The organism is Pseudomonas sp. JUb42 (genome assembly GCF_024807945.1).
Classification (GTDB): Bacteria; Pseudomonadota; Gammaproteobacteria; order Pseudomonadales; family Pseudomonadaceae; genus Aquipseudomonas.
In genome coordinates, this window is record NZ_JANUFD010000009.1 from 91116 (window position 1) to 108789 (window position 17674).

Below are 17674 nucleotides of genomic sequence, written 5' to 3' on the forward strand. Positions count from 1 at the left end.
TGAACTCGTCAATGCCTATCTATCGGTAGAATGGTAAATCATGACAACAGATACCCGAGAAACCATCATGGTGACCGCCCGGAAAATGGTGCAGACCCGTGGCTACAACGGCCTGAGCTTCCGCGAGCTGGCCAAGGAGGTCGGTATCAAGAGCGCGAGTATTCATTATCACTTCCCCACCAAGGGTGATCTGGGAGCGGCACTTGCGAAGCGTTATACGGAGGACGGCGTCAAATACCTCACTGACTTGCGGGAAAAATCCGACGATCTGGAGGTATGGATCAAGGGCTACACGGACGTGTTTCGTATGGCTCTGGTCGACGATAACCGCATGTGCCTGTGCGGCATCATGTCGGCCGAATACGACGACCTTCCGCAAGAGGTGCGTGCGCAAGTCGACGGCTTCACCGAAGCGAACGTGCGCTGGCTGACGGAGGTGCTGTCAGTCTGTCGGCCAACGCAAAGCCTTGAAGCGCGACAGCAACAGGCCCTCGCCATCTACGCGGCAGTGGAAGGCGCCCAGTTGGTATCCCGGGGCCGGGCCGATATCAGCGTGTTCGACCGCACCATTGAGGCCTACCGGGCGGCAGGGCTTATTCCGTAGCCGTCAGTCGAGGATTGGCGATCAGTCGCCCCGCAACCGACTGCCCACAACGTCCAGTACTTCATCGGCAAGCGTCCGGCCTTCAGCCATTCGCGAGACAGTCACTGCGCCCATCATTGCGCACATGGCGAACAGGGCCTGTTCACGGGCGCCCTTATCGCCCTGCTCATCAAGCTGCTCAGCAAGCAGCCCCACCATGCGCTCGAACCCTTCTATGGCAGCACCGCGTACCGGCTCATCGGCCCGCGCCAATTCGCTGCCTAACCCGGCATAAGGACAGCCGGCGTCGCCGTCACGGTGCGCCTGGGACAGGTATCCACTGACCAGGGTTGCGAATCCCCTGCCCTTGTCAGAATCGGCCAACAGCCTTTGAAGACCACCGATCAGGCCCTCCACCCCGACCTCCACTGACTCGGCGACCAACTGAGCCTTGGAGGTGAAGTGCTTGTAAAACCCGCCCTGGGACAGCCCCGCCGCGGCCATGAGCCCCGTCAGACCACTGCCATCGATGCCCAGTCGGCGCAACTCCCTGGCCGAGGATTCGATGATCCTGCGCCGCGTTGTCGCGGTTTCCTCTCGGCTCTTGCGCATCAGATGCTCCGAATAAAAAAGATTGACTTAGATGGTGATCACCATCTATTAATATGTCAACCAACATATAAACATTTCTGCCGCGAAAACGGCACTTCCCGAGGAACGACTCATGAGCAAAGCATCCATTCTGGTGTCCGGCGCTACCGGCTTCACCGGCAAGAAAACCGTGGAAATCCTGCGTGCCAAAGACATCGCGGTGCGCGCACTGGTGCGCAAGGAAGATGATCGCGCAGCGGAGTTGCGAGCGCTGGGTGCAGAGGTGGTCGTTAGCGACCTGCTCGATCTCAACGCTACCCGTGCGGCACTGGAAGGCATTCAAACGGCCTACTTTGTCTACCCCATCGCGCCAGGCCTGATCGACGCCACCGCCCGTTTCGCACTGGCTGCGACGGAAGCCGGGGTCAAATCTGTAGTGAATATGTCGCAGATCTCTGCACGCCGTGTGGCCTTGAGCAATGCGGCGTTGGATCACTACACCGCTGAACGGGTATTCGACTGGTCAGGCCTGGCCATGACCCACCTGCGCCCGACCTATTTCTCGCAGTGGCTGATTTATCCGCACTGGCGCAAACACATCGTGGAAAAAGGCGAGATTCGCCTGCCGTTCGGCGATGGTCGCCATGCCCCGATTGCCGCTGAGGACCAGGCGCGACTGATCGCCGAAATCCTGCAAAACCCAAGCCCGCACCGGGGCAAGACTTATCCGTTGCATGGCCCGATCGAACTCTCCCAGCAAGGCGTGGCGGATGCGGTGGGCGAAGTCCTCGGCAGGCCGATCAAATACGTGCCTATCACTTTGGAGCAGTATCGCCAGGAGCTGGCTGACGCCGGGTTACCACCGTTCCTCATTCAGCACTTGAACGAAGTGGCGCAGGACTATCAGCACGGCGTGTTCGCCGGGGAAGACTCGATCATTCGTCAAGTCACCGGCGAAGCGCCGATGACCGTGCAGGAATTCGTGACCCTGCATCGGGAGGCGTTCAACGCTTGATTTTCTGGCGAGTTGCAGCGACTGGTTCTGCGGTTGCAGCAATAAAAAACCGGCTCCGGCCGGTTTTTTGTCCCCCCCAAAAAAGAGCACTAAAGCCTATCCAACTCCTTGATCAAACCCTGCGCCCATGCCGCCATGGATTTATGCTCAACGCTGCGGTCATCCCAATCATGCCAGTAGGCAATCAGCTCACCGCTACCGGCAGGCGAAGCATCGACGACCACATAATCCCCCGAATCATTGGTCAGAAATGGCAGCCAATAACGCCCCCAGGGTTCGAGAAATTCCTCCTCGGGATCGTGAAAAAACTTAAGCGCTTCGATGATTTCACCGGCGCTAAGCAAGCGTCGGTTATCACTGTCACGAAGTGCAGCATTCCACTCCTGACCGTCATGCCACGCCAACAGCTGTCTCACGCCGTCAGGCAGAGGAACCCCAAGCAACTGTTCTATCAGCGAAACCGACTCTGTGCTCGCCGCAGGTCGCAGTGTCGTCAAAACCTGCTGGGGCAAGCACAGGTCGATGGCGGCCAACAGCCGGGTAATGTCCTGATGCGCTGCGGATTGCTTTTGCATGTAAACCCTCGCCTCGGCTTTATCGATTTCAGTGCAGGTCAATATAGAGGGTCAGCGCGTGGCGCGACGTCAAACGAAGAAATCGTGCCCCCACTCAACCGGGTATTCACAACCACTCATTGTTTAACAAACTCATGCGCAGCCATTTATCGATAACCCAGACGCAATTATCTTCACTCTCGAACCGGATGAGTCATAAGCCGGGATTTGCTGCTTTGTATAGTCGAGATATCCCATGCTTTACGAACTCACCACACTCAGCTGTCCCCCACTCACCGAAGGTATCGTCGCGACCGCTGCCTGTGAATGGATGGCGCAAGGACCTGGCCAGTTACGGGGCGTCTGGCGCTCCGAGATCGGCGATCTGTTCCAGGTCAAACTCCTGCGCAGCTTTGACAGTATGGCGGCTCTCGAGGATGAGCGTCGCCGAGCGCTGATGGCGCGAACGCCCTTCGGTATTACTGACCCGACCATGGTGTGGCAAACGGAAAGCTACCAACGCTTCGCGTTCCTTGCGGATATATCATCCTCCACGTTCGGGCATTTTTATGAATTCAGGACCTACTTTCTCAAGCCCGGCGGCCTTGCACCGACGCTGGCTGCCTGGAAGGATGCGATTGGGCCAGCAAGTGAATACACCTCCCATCTGGTGCTCAATATGTATGCCCTCGATGGGCCGCCGCGCATCACCCATATCTGGGGGTTTTCCAGTCTGCAAGAGCGTGCTGAGTTACGGGCGCGTCATTATGCAAATGGCCTGTGGCCGCCAAAGGGCGCACCTGAGCAAATTGCCAGGGCGACGACGATGATATGCATTCCAGAACCCTGCTCGCCCCTGCACTGAACCCCATGACATCTGGAATGGCCAGCACCCGACTCCAGGGTGCCAGCCTGATCCATCAGAACTTCACGCTGGCCGTCAGCCGCGCGGTTCTAAGCGTTCCTTCTTCAACCTGAAGCGTGCTGCTACCGGTGGTAGACGGGTAGTATTGCTTGTTGAACAGGTTGTCGATGTTCAGTTGCAGGCTGGTCTTGTAGTCGTGGGTCGGCAGATCCCAACGTACAAATGCATCGGCCAGGGTGTAGCTGTCGAGCCAGAAGCTGTTGGCATCATCACCCGGCCGCTGGCCCACGTAGCGTGCACCTGCGCCGACATGCCACTGGCCGGTTTCGGCGGGCAGCGTGAGGTGATGGGTCACGTAGAGACTGGCCGTGTGCATCGGTGCATTGGGCAGACGATTGCCTTCCTGCGCGGGCGACTCGTCGTTTTTCAGCACCTCGGTATGGTCATAGGCATAAGTGCCGATAACACTCCAGTTGCGAGCGATCTCACCGGTCACGTCCAGTTCGACCCCACGTGAACGTGCCTTGCCAACGGCTTCGTCGATGCTCTCGCCATTGCTTTGCAACACACTGTTGACCAGGTTTTTCTTGACGATGTCATACACCGCCAGATTCACATTGAGGGCCTGGACGGGGGTGTATTTGATACCGGCTTCGTAACTACGGCCTTCGGTAGGCTTGAAGCTGTTACCCGCATCATCGGCATCATTGGGCACGAACGAGCGACTGTAGTTGGCGTACAGCGCCACAGTGTCCGTTGGCTGATAAACGATCCCGCCAAAAGGTATGAATTTATCCCCGTTGGAGTCGGCGCCCGGAGCATAGGAGCTGCCCAGGCCCTGATCGCTATATTGGTCCCAGTGCTCCTGACGACCGCCGAACACCAGGATCCAGCGATCATTGAGGTGCCAGTTATCCTTGAAATACACCGAGGTGGTGACCTGGTTGTTTTCGGCATTGCTCTGGGCAGCGCTGACGGTCGCAGGCTCTGCCAGATTGCCGTAGATCGGGTTCTGGATGTTCAGGTTCCCGGCGCTGCTACTGGCGTTGCGGTAGGTTTTACCGCGGTATTTATCCAGCGACTCATTATCGACGCCCACCACAATCTCATGTCGCTGACCGAACAACTGCTGGTCACCCATCAGGTCCAGAGCCGTATAGCGACTTTCATAGTCGTAGTGCCCGCCGTTGGCGATGCGTCGCAGGGTATTGCCGTTCAGCGTGCTCGGCTGGGCAATCGCCAGGCTGTAGCGATCCTCTGTCCAGCCGTAGGTCAGGCGGCTGCGCCACGCATCGTTGAGCTGATACTCGAACTTGGCAGTGGTGCTCTGGCTGATACCCACGGTTTTGGCCCAACGCTCATCCAGACGGTCGCGGTAGCTGATGTCGGCCGGATGACCATTGACGAATAAGGTGCCACGGTCAAACGGGCTCGCGTAGTCGTTGTAGGTATAGGCGAGCGAGAAGCTGGCGCGCTCACCCACCCAGGCAATCGAAGGCGCAATAAGGGTGTGTTCGTCGACCCCATAGTTACGCCAGTAGTCTTCATGACTGCGCTCGGCGACCAGGCGGTAAGCCAGATTGGTATCCCCCAGAGGCCCGGTGGTGTCCAGGCCGAACGAACCGCCCCCCTCACTGAAGCCGGACCCGGTCAGCGTCGTGCTGCGGGTGAATTGTGGCTGTTTGCTGACCACGTTGATCACCCCGCCCGGCTCCAGCGCGCCATACATCAACGAAGCAGGCCCCTTGAGCACTTCCACATGATCCGTGGTGGCTCCCAGGTTACGGCCAATGGCCGAGCGGATTCCGTCTCGCAGAATCGAGTTGTCATCGTTGCTGCCAAAACCACGCTTGATCAACGCGTCCTTGGTGCCACCCAGGGTGTTGGTCTGGGTGATACCACTGACGAAGCGCATCGCATCGTTGAGGTCCTTGACCTGGTAGTCGTCCAGGGTCTGAGCCGCGACGGCGTTCACGGTTTGCGCTTCATCGCGGTTCTGAGTGGAACTCTTGCTGGCGGTCGTACCGTGGGCAAGCGTGTAGCTATCAGAGGCATCGCCCGCTTCGCTGGTGGACTGGATGACACTGGCAGGCAACTCGGTAACCGTCTGCGCGGCCATCGCCAGGCAAGGGATAGCAGAACACAGAAGGACTGATGCATTTGTCCGATTTAGCAGCTTGACCACAAGCGTGACTCCGTAGGGGATGTATAAACGAGAATGCGTTTCATCCTTACTACACGTGCCAGCCCGTCGTTTACCTCATCAGATTTATGAAATTATTTTCTCTGCGATGTACATGACTGCATGGCATCAGCGAATGGGCCGCGATGACACCGCGCCTCACCGGCCGGACCCCACAGTAAATAAATCTTAAAATAATTGTAGACGACTGGTCTATTCCGTTTTAAAGTACACCCACATCAACCGGGCCTGTTCGGCGCTACGGCAGCGAAAGTCCTGATTAATGAACTGAAGAAACAGCAGGCTTGAATTGAGGCTGGCACGCAGGTGTTACACCTCTCCCCCACTTTCTTTCTTACGGAGATCAACCCATGAACTGGTAATGAACTGAATCCATCCGCCCTCAGCCCGACTCAATGTCGGGCTTTTTCGTTCTGCGAGGTCAGTGGAGACAGAGCGTTAACCTGGAATACACGGCAGGTGAACTAAGCCGTCGTAGCGCTTTTTAATCGCCAGGCTTTGGGGCTGACGCCATTCACGGCCTTGAATACACGCGAAAAGTAGGAATGGTCGTCAAAGCCGCATTCGTGTGCCACCTGGCAGATAGTGATACTGGTGTTCTCAAGCATCTGCTCTGCCTTTCGCAGCCTGGCGTCGCGAAGCCAGTCTTGAGGCGTGAGCCCCGTTGCGTTTTTGAAGGCGCGGGAAAAGTGGTTTCTGGACATGGAACACGCTTTGGCGACGTCTTCTATAAGACATTTTCGAGCCATGCGCTGGGTCATGAACGCCTTGGCTTTTTCAAGCTTCCATGGGGCAAGTTTGCCTGGAACATAGGTCAAGCGAACGGGAGGGTTCAAGTCTGTTTTGCCGTGAAGATGGTCCTGATTGTTAGCCGAATCTCTACACATCAATAATTACGTAAGTCTGTATTCGATAATAAGAGGTGCGTTTGTTCGGGATCGAATACTAGGAGTCATGCCGGTGAGCCACAATGACAAATCCGCAAGGATTCCGGCCACGTTGTTTACCGCCCAGGTAAAGATCGCGCAGATGAAAAAGCCGTCGCAGTGGCGACGGCCTTGGCTAAAACGCGTTCAGGTATTGAGCAGGCCTGTCAGTCCATGGTCGGCCAGTCTGAATAACCTGTTCCGTCGCCACCGTACCAATACGCCTTCGGCGCTTCGGCCAACGGCGCTCCGCTGGCCATGCGATAGATCAGGTCCGGGTTGGCAATGAAGGGTCGTCCGATACTGAACAAGTCAGCATCGCCCGCTGCGAGCGTCTGCTCCGCCAGGTCCAGGGTTAACTGGTTGTTGGCAATATAGGCGCCGCTGAAACGCTGGCGCAATGCAGCGAAACTGATGCCATCGACCTCATCGCGGTTTTGCTGGGTGACGCCCTGGATCTCATGGATATACAGCAGTCCCAGCTGCGACAGCGCATCCACATAGGCACCGAAGGTTTGCATGGTATTGCTGTCGAGCGGCGTTTCACCGGGTGTGGTGGTCACCGGTGAAATTCGAATGCCAACCCGCTCGGCGCCCCAGACATCGACAACAGTCCTGACCACTTCAAGGGGGAATCGCAAGCGATTTTCCAGGGTGCCGCCATACTGGTCCGTTCTGATATTGGTGCTGTCACGAACGAACTGCTCCAGCAGGTAGTTATTGGCCGAATGCACCTCCACACCATCGAACCCGGCGATTTTAGCGTTCTCGGCAGCACGTCGATAATCTTCGATGATCGCGGCAATCTCGCCGGTGTCCAGCGCGCGCGGGGTGACAAAATCTTTCATGCCTTCGTGCACGCGGATCTGACCTGCCGGCTTGATCGCTGACGGCGCGACGGGCAGTGCCCCGTTGTGCATGTCGGGGTGAGACATGCGCCCGGTATGCCAGAGTTGCAGAAAGATTTTGCCGTCTTCACGGTGCACGGCATCGGTTACCCGCTTCCACGCGATGATCTGCGCCTCGGTCCAGATCCCCGGTGTGCGGGTGTAACCGCGTGCCTGGGCGGAGATGTTGGTGGCTTCGGTGACGATCAGTCCTGCACTGGCACGTTGCGCGTAATACGCGGCGGCATAGTCGGGTTGAACACCGGCATCGTCGGCGCGGCTGCGCGTCATCGGTGCCATGACAATACGGTTCTTCAATAGCAGCCCACCCAGGGTGACAGGTTGCAGGACAGGGCTTGCGAATCGATCGTTCATGATTTTTTCTCTCGGCAATTCAGGAAGTGTTTTCGCGGCGTCTCAGTCAATGCTTTTGGCCCAGACGGCCTGCGCATTGGTGAATTCACGCAGCCCGAAATGCGACAGTTCACGGCCGTAGCCACTCTTCTTCACGCCGCCCACCGGAATGCGGGCATTGGTGGCAGGGAAACCGTTGATAAATACTCCGCCGGTTTCCAGGCGACGGGCGATGCGTTGCGCGCGTTCGATATCCTGAGTCCACAGGCTGCCGCCCAGGCCGTAGTCACTGGTGTTGGCCAGAACGATGGCATGTTCGGCACTGTCGGCGACGGTGATGGCCGCCACTGGCCCGAACGTTTCCTCGTCAAACGCGGCCATGCCTGGTGCGACATCAGCCAGTACAGTCGGCTCGTAGAAACTGCCCGGGCCGTCGATTTTGTTGCCGCCAAGCAGCAATTTCGCGCCTGCGGCAAGGGTCCGCTGAACCTGACCATGCAACTCATCGCGCAAATCGCCGCGCGCCATGGGGCCAAGGTTGTTGCCGCTGTCCAGCGGGTTACCGACCTTCAGTTGTTTGACCGCCGCGACAAACTTGCGGGTAAATTCCTCGGCAATCGGTTGCTCGATGATGAAACGCTTGGCCGCCAGGCAGACCTGACCGGAGTTCTGAAACCGCGCTTCAACAGCCGCCTTGACCGCCAGGTCGATATTGGCGTCGGCCAGCACAATGAAAGCGTCGGCGCCACCCAGTTCCAGCAGGCTCTTCTTCAGCGCCCTGCCTGCGGTAGCCGCTACGGCAGAACCTGCACGCATGCTGCCGGTCAGGGTCACTGCCGCGATGCGTGGATCTTCGATGGTGCGGGCGACGGTGTCGTTGTCGGCGACCAGATTGACGAACAGCCCTTTTGGAAAGCCGGCGGCCTCATAGGCGTCTTGCAACGCATAGGCCGAGCCCATGACATTCGGCGCGTGCTTGAGCATGAAGCCGTTGCCGGACAGCATGATCGGCCCGGATGCGCGAATCACCTGCCACAGCGGGAAGTTCCAGGGCATGACCGCCAGAATGGTGCCGATAGGCAGGAAGGATACGTGAACCTGATCCTCACCCTGCACATTGACCGGTTCGTCAGCGAGGATCGCCGGACCGTTCTCGGCAATCCATTCGAGGGTGGCTGCGCATTTTTCTACTTCAGCGCGAGCGGCAATCAGCGTCTTGCCCATTTCAGCGGTGATCAGCCCGGCAAAAAGCTCCGAACGCTCACGCATGATGGCCGCCAGGCGACGATAGGCCGTCACCCGTTCACGCATCGGTGTGCCACGCCATAGACGAAACGCTGCGGCGTTCATATCCAGCAGGCATTCAACTTCGCTCTGGGTCTGGTACGGGTAGGTGGCGATCAATTCACCGGTGGCGGGGTTGCGTGAAGTCGCGACTGCAGGGGTGCTCGGGTTTGTGCTCAGGCTGGACATCGGTATTACCTCGTTGACGGTTGTTGCAGCGTTTTGCGCTGCGATGACCGTCACTTTAGGTAAGCCCGGGCAGGCCAGTAAGGCGTCTTGTTATCCTATGACTGTGGGTCATAGGCAGTGTGTCGAGGGATGTAGGTGACCAGGGACAGGTCCGGCCGCCCCTCGGGTGTCAGCGCTACATAGGTGAAATCGACATAACCGTTGATGGGATGCAACATGCGCTTGCGCCCCTCTTCGAAGCCTTTGACTTCGGTGTCTTGCCACCACTCGCGAAACTCGGGACTCAGCGCTGACAGTTCCTCTACCAGACTGTCGAAGGGCGCCTTGTCCTGCGCCAGCGCACGAGAAGCACGAAACGCGCTGATCATGCCGCGCGCCATCTGCTCCCAATCCAGGATCACGGTTCGATAAGGCACGTAGAGAAACAGCAGGCGCAACGTATTGCGCTCGTGAGGCTTCAACGAACCGTAATCGACGAACAAGTCCGCGATAGCGTCATTCCAGGCCAGGATGTCGAGGCGAGTGTTACGCACATAGGCAGGAATGGGGTTGATGGCCCGCACCAGCATTTCGAGCCCTGCGGTGACGGCGCCACCGGTCACGGCGCTCGGTGCCTCAAGCGCAGACAACGCATACAGATGCGTTGATTCCACGCGGTCAAGTTTAAGAACTTTGGATATGCGTTGCAGCGCATCGGGAGAAGGTTGGATGTCGCGTCCCTGTTCGAGCCAGGTGTACCAACTGACGCTGACCCCGGCCAGCACCGCCACTTCCTCGCGACGCAAGCCTGGCGTGCGTCGGTTGCCCTCAGGCAGGCCGAAATCCTTTGGATCAAGACGGGCGCGGCGGCTGGAGAGGAACTTTCCGAACTCCCGCCGCTGCTCTACTGACGGTCTCGTTGCCATAAATGTCCCCTGTTCGAAGTTTCACTGACCGACTCCCATCGTCGCCGATGAGACCATGCGTCGATTATGCCTTCAAAAGTCCGCCGGGCTCACTGACGTTTGCCCGGCCGCAAGGTCAGCGATCAGGCAACGTACGCAGGGTAATCGGTGAAGCCTGCGGCTGTGCCGCCATAGAGTGTGGCGGGATTGACGGAATTGAGGGGCCAGCCATTGCTGATCCGCGCAGGCAGGTCCGGGTTGGCGATGAAAGGACGACCAAAGGCGATCAGATCAGCCAGCCCCGCCTCGACCAGACGCGCGCCCCGCTCTGCCGTATAACGACCAGCGTAAATGATCCGGCCGCTGAAGGCAGCGCGCACATTACGGCGGAATTGCTCCGGCAGATCGGGCGCATTGTCCCAGTCGGCCTCGGCGATGGACACATAGGCGACGCCGGCCTCTTCCAGCACCTTGATCGCCTCGATGTAGGTCTGATCCGGGTCCTTCTCGACCATACCGATATACACCCGATCCTGATCGGTGGTGGTGAACAGTGGCGTGAAACGTACACCCAGGCGGTCAGGACCAATGGTCTTGGCAACCGCTTGGACGATTTCGCGCAGAAAGCGCAAACGGTTTTCCAGCGAGCCGCCGTATTGGTCATCGCGCTGATTTGAATGTTCGGAGATGAACTGATTGACCAGGTAGCCATTGGCCGCGTGAATCTCGACACCATCAAACCCGGCAGCAATGGCATTACTCGCCGCTGTTGCGTAAAGCCCGACCAGATCCTTGATTTCAGCAACGCTTAGAGCCCGGGGCATCGATGGCAGCACCAGTTCGCCGGTGCCTGTGCCAGTCTCGATGAAAGCCTTGGCACTGGTCGCCTGGATTGCGGAAGGCGCAATCGGCGCGCTGCCATCAGGCTGCAACGCATGATGGGAGACGCGGCCAACGTGCCAGAGCTGGGCGAAAATCACACCGCCATCGGCATGTACGGCATCGGTGACTTTGCGCCAGCCGTCAACCTGCGCGGGGGTGTAAATACCCGGCGTCCAGGCGTATCCCTGGCCCCGTGGTTCGATCTGTGTACCTTCACTGACCATGAACCCGGCCGAAGCGCGCTGACGATAATACTCGGCCATCAAGTCCGAAGCGGTATCACCGGGCTGCGCACTTCTTTGCCGGGTCAATGGCGGAAATACGATGCGATTTTTCAGGGTGCGACCGCCCAGTTGTACGGGTGTAAACAGGGATTCATGTTGCATGGGTTTAACTCCGGATAATTCAGTAGAAAGACCACGGCCGTGGCACGCGGCCGAGGCATTCGATTGTTTCGGCAAAGACGTCGTGTATCGGTTGCAAGGCATGCGGGCCCCTGCTCCTGAAAAACCAAGGGGCCGCGCCTGACTTACTTCTTGATCAGTACGGTTTTCGGGTTGGTGAACAACAAGCGGCCTTCATGCCCGCCCTCAGTCCCGACGCCGGATTGCTTGTGACCGCCAAACGGGATGTCCACGCCCTGGGTATGCATTTCATTGACCCAGACCATGCCGGTTTCAAGGCGATTGGCGACCGCCACGGCCGCCTTGGTATCGCGCCCCCAGACGGAGCCGCCCAAACCGAACGGGCTGTCATTGGCACGTTCCACCACGTCGTCGACCTCGTCGTACACAATGATCGGAACGATCGGCCCGAATTGTTCTTGCTGGACGATCCGGGCGTTTTCCGGCGGGTTATCCACGACCGTGACAGGAATGAAGTAACCGGCACGGCTTTCGTCGACCTCACCGCCCAACACCACTTTTTGGCCATTAGCCTTGATGTCGTCGAGAAACTCGCGGACCTTGTCGAACTGCATCTTGTTTTGCACCGGGCCCACGGTGACTTCGGGATCAAGACCATCACCGAGCTTCTGCTGCCGGGCGTATTCCACGAACGCCGAAACGAACGGCTGATGGAACGAGCGATGGATGTACAGGCGCTTGATACCCACACACCATTGACCCGAGTTGCCAATCGCCCCCCAGAACAACTGCGGGATGATCGATTTCCAGTCGGCATCCGGCAGGACAATGGCCGCGTCGTTGCCACCCATTTCCAGGGTCAGGCGCTTGACCGTGCCGGCAGCGGAACGAATCACGTGTTTACCGGTTTCCGTAGAGCCCGTGAAGCTGATCTTGGCGATGTCCGGATGAGCCGTCATTTGCGGCCCCAACTCATTGCCGCCAGACACCACCGACAGTACGCCGGCAGGAAATACCGACTGCGCGATCTGGCCGAAACGCAAAGTAGTCAGGGGTGTGAAAGGCGAAGGCTTGATGACCATGGTGTTGCCGGTCATCAATGCCGGGGCGACTTTCCAGAGCGCCAACAGCACCGGGAAATTCCAGGGGGTGATCGCCCCCACCACGCCCAGCGGCGTATGGTGCAGTTCAACGATATGGCTGTCGTTTTCCTCGACTATTTCCACAGGAATACGTCGTGCGGCGATCTGCCGGATCCATGAAATCGACTGATCGACTTCCGGCTCGGCCATGGTTTTCAGGGGCTTGCCTTGCTCAAGGGTCAGTAGCAAAGCAAGTTCGTCGCGATGGGTTTGCAGCGCATCGGCGTAAGCCAGCAGATACTGCTCACGCTCGTCGTAGCTGAGCTTGGACCACGTTTTAAAAGCAGACTTGGCTGCGGCGACCGCCTCATCCAGTTGTTCCGCGCTGCCTGCCGGGGCCTTGGCGAGGACCTGACCAGTGGCAGGATTCATGACATCAAACGACGCCTGGGTCTGCACCAGTTTACCGGCGATGCTGAGAAAGTAAGGACCATCGAAGAGACGGCTTGAAGTTGTACTGTCAATCACTGCGGCCATGATTTGATACTCCTGGTATTACACAATTTTTGCGCGCAGAGATCCTTCGATCAGACAAAAACGCTGTCTGATTGCTGATCTACCGAGCGATTTAATTAAGGTAAAAGGTGAATCGTCAGCGCTGCTTTACTCAAGGTTTGCAGGCACTTCGTAGCTCGATCATTACGTATGTCGTTGCAACTTTTCCTCGTTCCCCACCGCACGCCGGGTCATCAATAAGGCTTGCTCAAATGGCTCGGTGGTATGGGTAATCTTCGCCATGACACTGGCTCCCAACCACAACGCATACAATTGCGCTGCCAGTTGTTCAGGTGTCTCATCCAGCTTCATCGACCCCTGTTTCTGCCCTCGTGCCAGTGCTGCGTTCAAGCATTCAATGATTTGCGCGGTGCCCTGCAGCAGCTTTTGCCGCATGGGCTCCGACAGATCGGCAACTTCAGCGCCGAGCTTTACCGCCAGGCATTTGGTGGCATCGACCGGCGCGGTCTGGTTATCCACCCAACGATCCAGATACCTGAACAAGTTGCGACTTTCCAAGGCATCGCCGTTGAATATCTTCTGCATCTCAGTCAGATAACTTCGGAAGTAATTCTCCAGCAGCGCCTCGCCGAACGCCTCTTTCGAGCTGAAGTAGTGATAGAACGAGCCCTTCGGCACATCCGCCGCCTTGAGCAGCTCATTCAATCCCACAGCGGAAAAACCTTTGTCGCCAATAATCTTTTGCGCCGTATCAAGGATGTGTTGCCTGGCAAATCCGCTTTTGACTTTTTCCATTACATTCACCACCGAATAGACCAGTCGTCTAGCTGTTGTGGTGGATGTTATTGAGGTCTTGGCAGACTGACAATGACGAATGTGCAAGGATTCCGGACATTCACCTCAAAAACGATTTCCTCGTTGCCGTTTTGCGCAACTGCGCTAACAATCAACGCCCCCTTCGCCTGCGGTAGAGTCCATGCACAGCATTGCTTTGGTTGCATATCCTCAATTTCAGTCGCTGAGTCTGTCCCTCGGCTCAGTGTTTGAATGTGCCAACCTGTTGCAGGGAGAAGCGCTGTACGAGTTTCATCTCGTCTCAGAGAGCGGAGGGCCAGTGCCATCGTCTCTGGGGTTTTCAGTGCACACCACGCCCATTCGCGCAGAGGGCTACGACACACTGATCATCAGCGGCTATCTGGATTTTCGTCTGCCAGAGAGCAGCCTTCAGGATCTGGTGAAAGCAGCTTCTGCTCAGTCCAGACGTTTAGCGTCACTGTGCATGGGCATTTTTGTCCTGGCTGAAGCAGGCTTGTTGGAAAAAAGACGCGTAACGACACATTGGTTGCATGCACCCGCATTCAGAAAACGCTATCCCGATATAGCCTTGGAGGAAGACAAACTCTTCGTCGTTGACGGCCAGATCTGGACAGGCGCTGGGATGAACGCCGGTATCGATCTGGCGCTGGCAATGGTTGAGGAGGACTTTGGCAGAGACCTGGCACGCCGGGTGGCACGCAAGCTGGTGATGTCAGAGCGTCGAGGCAGTGAACATTCGCAACTGTCCGCTCTTCTGGAGCTGGATCCCAAGTCTGACCGCATTCAGCTGGCGCTTGGCTATGCCAGAGAGAATCTGCGTGAAGATTTGTCTGTGGAGGCGCTTGCTGCTGTTGCCAGGCTTAGTCCGCGCCAGTTCAGCCGAGTCTTTCGCGAGGAGACCGGTAAAACGCCTGCAAAAGCGATTGAGAGCCTGCGCCTGGAAGCGGCACGACTGATGATGGAGTCAGGCCGACATCCTGTCGAAGTTGTCGCAAAAGAAACGGGGTTCGGCGACAGAGAACGCATGCGCCAGGCGTTCTTGCGGGCATTTGGAAAGCCGCCACAAGCGATGCGAAATGAGTTCAGTCGCAACGACTCGTAGGACGGCCCAAGCCTGAATAACGCCACTGCACGGGTTATTGCTTTTTATGATCCAGATATTCCTGCAGACGTCTCTGCAGGTGTCCGATGGCATCCTTGCGGGCCAGGAACGCGGTGACAGTGGATATTTCCCAGCGTTGACCCTCATCGCCGAACACCACTTGCTCAAAGGTCCCGGCGGGCACTTCGGCGACAAAGAACCAGGTATCGAGGCCATTGCTTGCCTGCCCCGGATACACTTTTTCCCAGACGACCCAGGCGGCTTGCGGCGTTATGCCAAATTCTTCCTGGCTCTCGCGCACGGCACAGGCCAGAGGTGTTTCGTCATCCTCACGCCCTCCCCCAGGCAGATCCCACAGTCCGGGCCATGGAATACCGGGCTTGTCATCACGCTGATAGATCAGCACATGACCGTCTTGAAGCAAGGCGATCTTGGCACCGGAAAACGGCAAGAACAGCGTCATGAAAGCCTCTCGGGTGTAGGAGCGCGGATATACCGATCGCTCGCAGTCATTTGGCCACAAGGGGTGACTCTGAAAAGTAACACTGCTCGCTGCTCATGGAACATGGGGCGCCTCCCGTTACAACACCGGAGCCTATCTGTTAATTGTCTTACTCGACGTACTTTGGAAACTCATTGTCGCCACTCAACACAAGAATACAACCAGGTCGGCGCGCACCTGACCTGTTGCGGGCCTGTTCGCGACCTGCGCCTTACAGGCTTAAGGCACACACCTTTAGCCAGCCGCTGCTGGAGATGAAGCACAGCCAGTCGACGCATCGCTGAATCGATTCACTCAATTCTCAAATGAATCGGCACGCCGCCGATAGCATTTCAATATCAATCGTCGAGATCAGCGCTGATGAATTTACGTAACCTCGGTATAGCCCTCCGCGCGTCAGTCTGCTTCGGCATCATGGCGCTACTCGTACTGTTCCTGGGACTCATGAGCCTCAAGAAAATGGAGGGGCTTCATAGTGCGACCATGAACATTGCCGAGGACAGCCTGGCATCAACGCGCATACTGGGAGAGTTAGCGGACACGACGACGCGGTTGCGTACCGTCTCGTATGTCATCACCGTGGGTCGCACGCAGGCGGATATAGAAAAGGGCGAAGCACGCCTTGAGGTACTGACCAAAAAAGTCAACGCGAGCGTAGCGGAATATGCTCCCCTCGTCGGCAGTGCGGAAGAGGCTGAAAAGTTTCGACAGTTCAAAGAAGCACTGGCTAATTACGTCGGTGCCCAGGACAAGCTGCGCCAGGCATCGCTCGCGAAACGGGATACAGAGCTTCTTGGCCTGATCAATGGCGACCTCAAGCGTTACTCGGATCAGATGGCGCCATTGCTTCAATGGCTTCTGGACGTTAATCGCAAGGACTCCGATACCGCTGTTTCAGACTCCTCCAGCGAATACGTATCTGCACGCAATATCATCATCGCGGTGCTGGTGCTCACGGCGATCATAACATTCCTGCTCGCAGTGATTCTAACGCGCAGCATTGTTCGTCCTCTGGATGAAGCAGTGCAGGCTGCGGAAACTGTGGCCAGTGGTGACCTGACCCAGACCGTTGAACCACAAGGCCGTGATGAAGTATCGCGCTTGCAAAAAGCCTTGCAGAAGATGCAAATCAATCTGCGCGATACGCTGCAGCAAATCTCAGGGTCTGCGACGCAAGTTGCTTCTGCCGCGGAAGAGCTCAACGCTGTGACCGAGGAAGGGTCACGGTCACTTCAGCAACAAAATAATGAAATCGAGCAAGCCGCCACTGCCGTTAACGAGATGACCGCTGCAGTCGAGGAAGTGGCCAGCAATGCCGTCAGCACGTCGACCGCCTCACAACAATCCAGTACCTCAGCCATGCATGGCCGCCAGCGCGTGCAGGAAACAGTCACTGCAATTGAGCAGATGAATCAAGACGTTGGGAGCACGGCTGAGCAGATTCGTCGCCTGGCAGAACAAACCCGTGATATCGGCAAGGTGCTGGATGTGATCCGTGCGATTGCCGAGCAAACCAATCTGCTGGCCCTGAACGCAGCTATTGAGGCTGCACGAGCGGGGGAAGCCGGACGAGGCTTCGCCGTGGTTGCCGACGAAGTCCGCGCCCTCGCCCACCGCACTCAGCAATCAACCCAAGAGATTGAAGCGATGGTGACTGGCATTCAGCAAGGCAGCAGTCAGGCCGTGGCGTCCATGCAAAACAGCAGTGTCCGCGCCCAGGCCACATTGGATGCAGCCAGAAGTGCCGGTGATGCGTTGGAGGAGATCACTCAGAGCGTTAATCTGATATCCGATCGAAACCTGGTCATCGCCAGCGCGGCTGAAGAGCAAGCGCAAGTATCACGGGAAGTTGATCGTAATCTGGTTAACATCCGGGATCTGTCGCTGCAATCTTCGCAAGGGGCTGACCAGACCAACTCTGCCAGCCATGAGCTGTCACGCCTGGCTGTCGAGCTGAATCAAATGGTCGGCCGATTCAAGCTTTGAAATCCGTTCAGATCAGACGTCGTCCCGAGTCATAGAGCCTGCGAGAGTCAAGGGCACCGCTGCCGCACCGCTTTCGAGCCGCAGCGGG

Annotated in this window: 16 protein-coding genes; 5 read left to right on the forward strand and 11 right to left on the reverse strand. The window is 57.4% G+C overall.

Translation table 11 applies throughout. The features are described from left to right. Positions 1–40 precede the first annotated feature (40 nt). Positions 41–604 (forward strand): TetR/AcrR family transcriptional regulator, encoded by a 564-nt coding sequence (locus tag M2401_RS18845; protein ID WP_259105058.1) that lies wholly within the window; start codon positions 41–43, stop codon positions 602–604. A gap of 21 nt (positions 605–625) precedes the next feature. Here the strand turns inward: M2401_RS18845 and M2401_RS18850 are convergent, their stop codons facing one another. Further along, entirely contained in the window at positions 626–1195 is a 570-nt protein-coding gene (locus M2401_RS18850) for a TetR/AcrR family transcriptional regulator (protein ID WP_259105059.1), read from the reverse strand. A 112-nt stretch (positions 1196–1307) separates the two neighbouring features. On the opposite strand from M2401_RS18850, the gene M2401_RS18855 reads away from it, so the two are divergent. Then, on the forward strand, positions 1308–2189 hold the full coding sequence (locus M2401_RS18855) for an NmrA family NAD(P)-binding protein (protein ID WP_259105061.1): 882 nt from the start codon (positions 1308–1310) through the stop codon (positions 2187–2189). An 89-nt stretch (positions 2190–2278) separates the two neighbouring features. Here M2401_RS18855 and M2401_RS18860 read toward each other — a convergent pair whose 3' ends face one another. Beyond that, positions 2279–2764, reverse strand: a complete 486-nt coding sequence (locus M2401_RS18860; RefSeq protein WP_259105062.1) for an SMI1/KNR4 family protein — start codon at positions 2762–2764, stop codon at positions 2279–2281. A gap of 235 nt (positions 2765–2999) precedes the next feature. On the opposite strand from M2401_RS18860, the gene M2401_RS18865 reads away from it, so the two are divergent. Further along, positions 3000–3608 carry an NIPSNAP family protein gene (locus M2401_RS18865; protein WP_259105063.1) on the forward strand — a complete coding sequence of 203 codons (609 nt, stop codon included), beginning with the start codon at positions 3000–3002 and terminating at the stop codon, positions 3606–3608. A gap of 55 nt (positions 3609–3663) precedes the next feature. On the opposite strand, the gene M2401_RS18870 is transcribed toward M2401_RS18865, so the two are convergent. The 8 genes from M2401_RS18870 to M2401_RS18905 form a co-directional block, all read right to left on the reverse strand. Continuing rightward, on the reverse strand, positions 3664–5727 hold the full coding sequence (locus M2401_RS18870) for a TonB-dependent siderophore receptor (RefSeq protein ID WP_259105064.1): 2064 nt from the start codon (positions 5725–5727) through the stop codon (positions 3664–3666). 548 nt (positions 5728–6275) lie between these two features. Then, positions 6276–6647, reverse strand: coding sequence for an AraC family transcriptional regulator (locus tag M2401_RS18875; protein WP_259105065.1), 372 nt, complete (start codon positions 6645–6647; stop codon positions 6276–6278). A gap of 257 nt (positions 6648–6904) precedes the next feature. Further along, positions 6905–7999 carry an alkene reductase gene (locus M2401_RS18880; RefSeq protein WP_259105066.1) on the reverse strand — a complete coding sequence of 365 codons (1095 nt, stop codon included), beginning with the start codon at positions 7997–7999 and terminating at the stop codon, positions 6905–6907. Between the two features lie 42 nt (positions 8000–8041). Then, positions 8042–9451: an NAD-dependent succinate-semialdehyde dehydrogenase gene (locus M2401_RS18885; protein WP_259105067.1), complete on the reverse strand. Its 1410-nt coding sequence runs from the start codon at positions 9449–9451 to the stop codon at positions 8042–8044. A gap of 95 nt (positions 9452–9546) precedes the next feature. Continuing rightward, complete coding sequence (locus M2401_RS18890; RefSeq protein ID WP_259105068.1) at positions 9547–10356, reverse strand: helix-turn-helix transcriptional regulator; 810 nt, start codon at positions 10354–10356, stop codon at positions 9547–9549. Positions 10357–10478: 122 nt separating this feature from the next. Continuing rightward, positions 10479–11603, reverse strand: coding sequence for an alkene reductase (locus tag M2401_RS18895; protein ID WP_259105069.1), 1125 nt, complete (start codon positions 11601–11603; stop codon positions 10479–10481). Positions 11604–11746: 143 nt separating this feature from the next. Beyond that, on the reverse strand, positions 11747–13201 hold the full coding sequence (locus M2401_RS18900; RefSeq protein ID WP_259105071.1) for an aldehyde dehydrogenase family protein: 1455 nt from the start codon (positions 13199–13201) through the stop codon (positions 11747–11749). A 162-nt stretch (positions 13202–13363) separates the two neighbouring features. Next, positions 13364–13975: a TetR/AcrR family transcriptional regulator gene (locus M2401_RS18905; protein WP_259105073.1), complete on the reverse strand. Its 612-nt coding sequence runs from the start codon at positions 13973–13975 to the stop codon at positions 13364–13366. A 181-nt stretch (positions 13976–14156) separates the two neighbouring features. Between M2401_RS18905 and M2401_RS18910 the strand changes: the two genes are divergently transcribed. Next, positions 14157–15098, forward strand: a complete 942-nt coding sequence (locus tag M2401_RS18910) for a GlxA family transcriptional regulator (protein ID WP_259105075.1) — start codon at positions 14157–14159, stop codon at positions 15096–15098. A gap of 34 nt (positions 15099–15132) precedes the next feature. Here the strand turns inward: M2401_RS18910 and M2401_RS18915 are convergent, their stop codons facing one another. Beyond that, the gene (locus tag M2401_RS18915) at positions 15133–15561 is read right to left on the reverse strand and encodes an NUDIX hydrolase (protein ID WP_259105077.1); all 429 of its coding nucleotides are present in this window, start codon (positions 15559–15561) and stop codon (positions 15133–15135) included. Positions 15562–15960: 399 nt separating this feature from the next. Here M2401_RS18915 and M2401_RS18920 point away from each other — a divergent pair, with 399 nt between their 5' ends. Then, on the forward strand, positions 15961–17586 hold the full coding sequence (locus tag M2401_RS18920) for a methyl-accepting chemotaxis protein (protein ID WP_259105079.1): 1626 nt from the start codon (positions 15961–15963) through the stop codon (positions 17584–17586). Positions 17587–17674: the final 88 nt, after the last annotated feature.

What these genes read in the sequence shown, in the direction of transcription:
- M2401_RS18845 (WP_259105058.1), top strand. Translation starts at nt 41, where the DNA reads ATGACAACAGATACCCGAGAAACCATCATGGTGACCGCCCGGAAAATG.
- M2401_RS18850 (WP_259105059.1), bottom strand. Translation starts at nt 1,195, where the DNA reads ATGCGCAAGAGCCGAGAGGAAACCGCGACAACGCGGCGCAGGATCATC.
- M2401_RS18855 (WP_259105061.1), top strand. Translation starts at nt 1,308, where the DNA reads ATGAGCAAAGCATCCATTCTGGTGTCCGGCGCTACCGGCTTCACCGGC.
- M2401_RS18860 (WP_259105062.1), bottom strand. Translation starts at nt 2,764, where the DNA reads ATGCAAAAGCAATCCGCAGCGCATCAGGACATTACCCGGCTGTTGGCC.
- M2401_RS18865 (WP_259105063.1), top strand. Translation starts at nt 3,000, where the DNA reads ATGCTTTACGAACTCACCACACTCAGCTGTCCCCCACTCACCGAAGGT.
- M2401_RS18870 (WP_259105064.1), bottom strand. Translation starts at nt 5,727, where the DNA reads ATGGCCGCGCAGACGGTTACCGAGTTGCCTGCCAGTGTCATCCAGTCC.
- M2401_RS18880 (WP_259105066.1), bottom strand. Translation starts at nt 7,999, where the DNA reads ATGAACGATCGATTCGCAAGCCCTGTCCTGCAACCTGTCACCCTGGGT.
- M2401_RS18885 (WP_259105067.1), bottom strand. Translation starts at nt 9,451, where the DNA reads ATGTCCAGCCTGAGCACAAACCCGAGCACCCCTGCAGTCGCGACTTCA.
- M2401_RS18890 (WP_259105068.1), bottom strand. Translation starts at nt 10,356, where the DNA reads ATGGCAACGAGACCGTCAGTAGAGCAGCGGCGGGAGTTCGGAAAGTTC.
- M2401_RS18895 (WP_259105069.1), bottom strand. Translation starts at nt 11,603, where the DNA reads ATGCAACATGAATCCCTGTTTACACCCGTACAACTGGGCGGTCGCACC.
- M2401_RS18900 (WP_259105071.1), bottom strand. Translation starts at nt 13,201, where the DNA reads ATGGCCGCAGTGATTGACAGTACAACTTCAAGCCGTCTCTTCGATGGT.
- M2401_RS18905 (WP_259105073.1), bottom strand. Translation starts at nt 13,975, where the DNA reads ATGGAAAAAGTCAAAAGCGGATTTGCCAGGCAACACATCCTTGATACG.
- M2401_RS18910 (WP_259105075.1), top strand. Translation starts at nt 14,157, where the DNA reads ATGCACAGCATTGCTTTGGTTGCATATCCTCAATTTCAGTCGCTGAGT.
- M2401_RS18915 (WP_259105077.1), bottom strand. Translation starts at nt 15,561, where the DNA reads ATGACGCTGTTCTTGCCGTTTTCCGGTGCCAAGATCGCCTTGCTTCAA.
- M2401_RS18920 (WP_259105079.1), top strand. Translation starts at nt 15,961, where the DNA reads ATGAATTTACGTAACCTCGGTATAGCCCTCCGCGCGTCAGTCTGCTTC.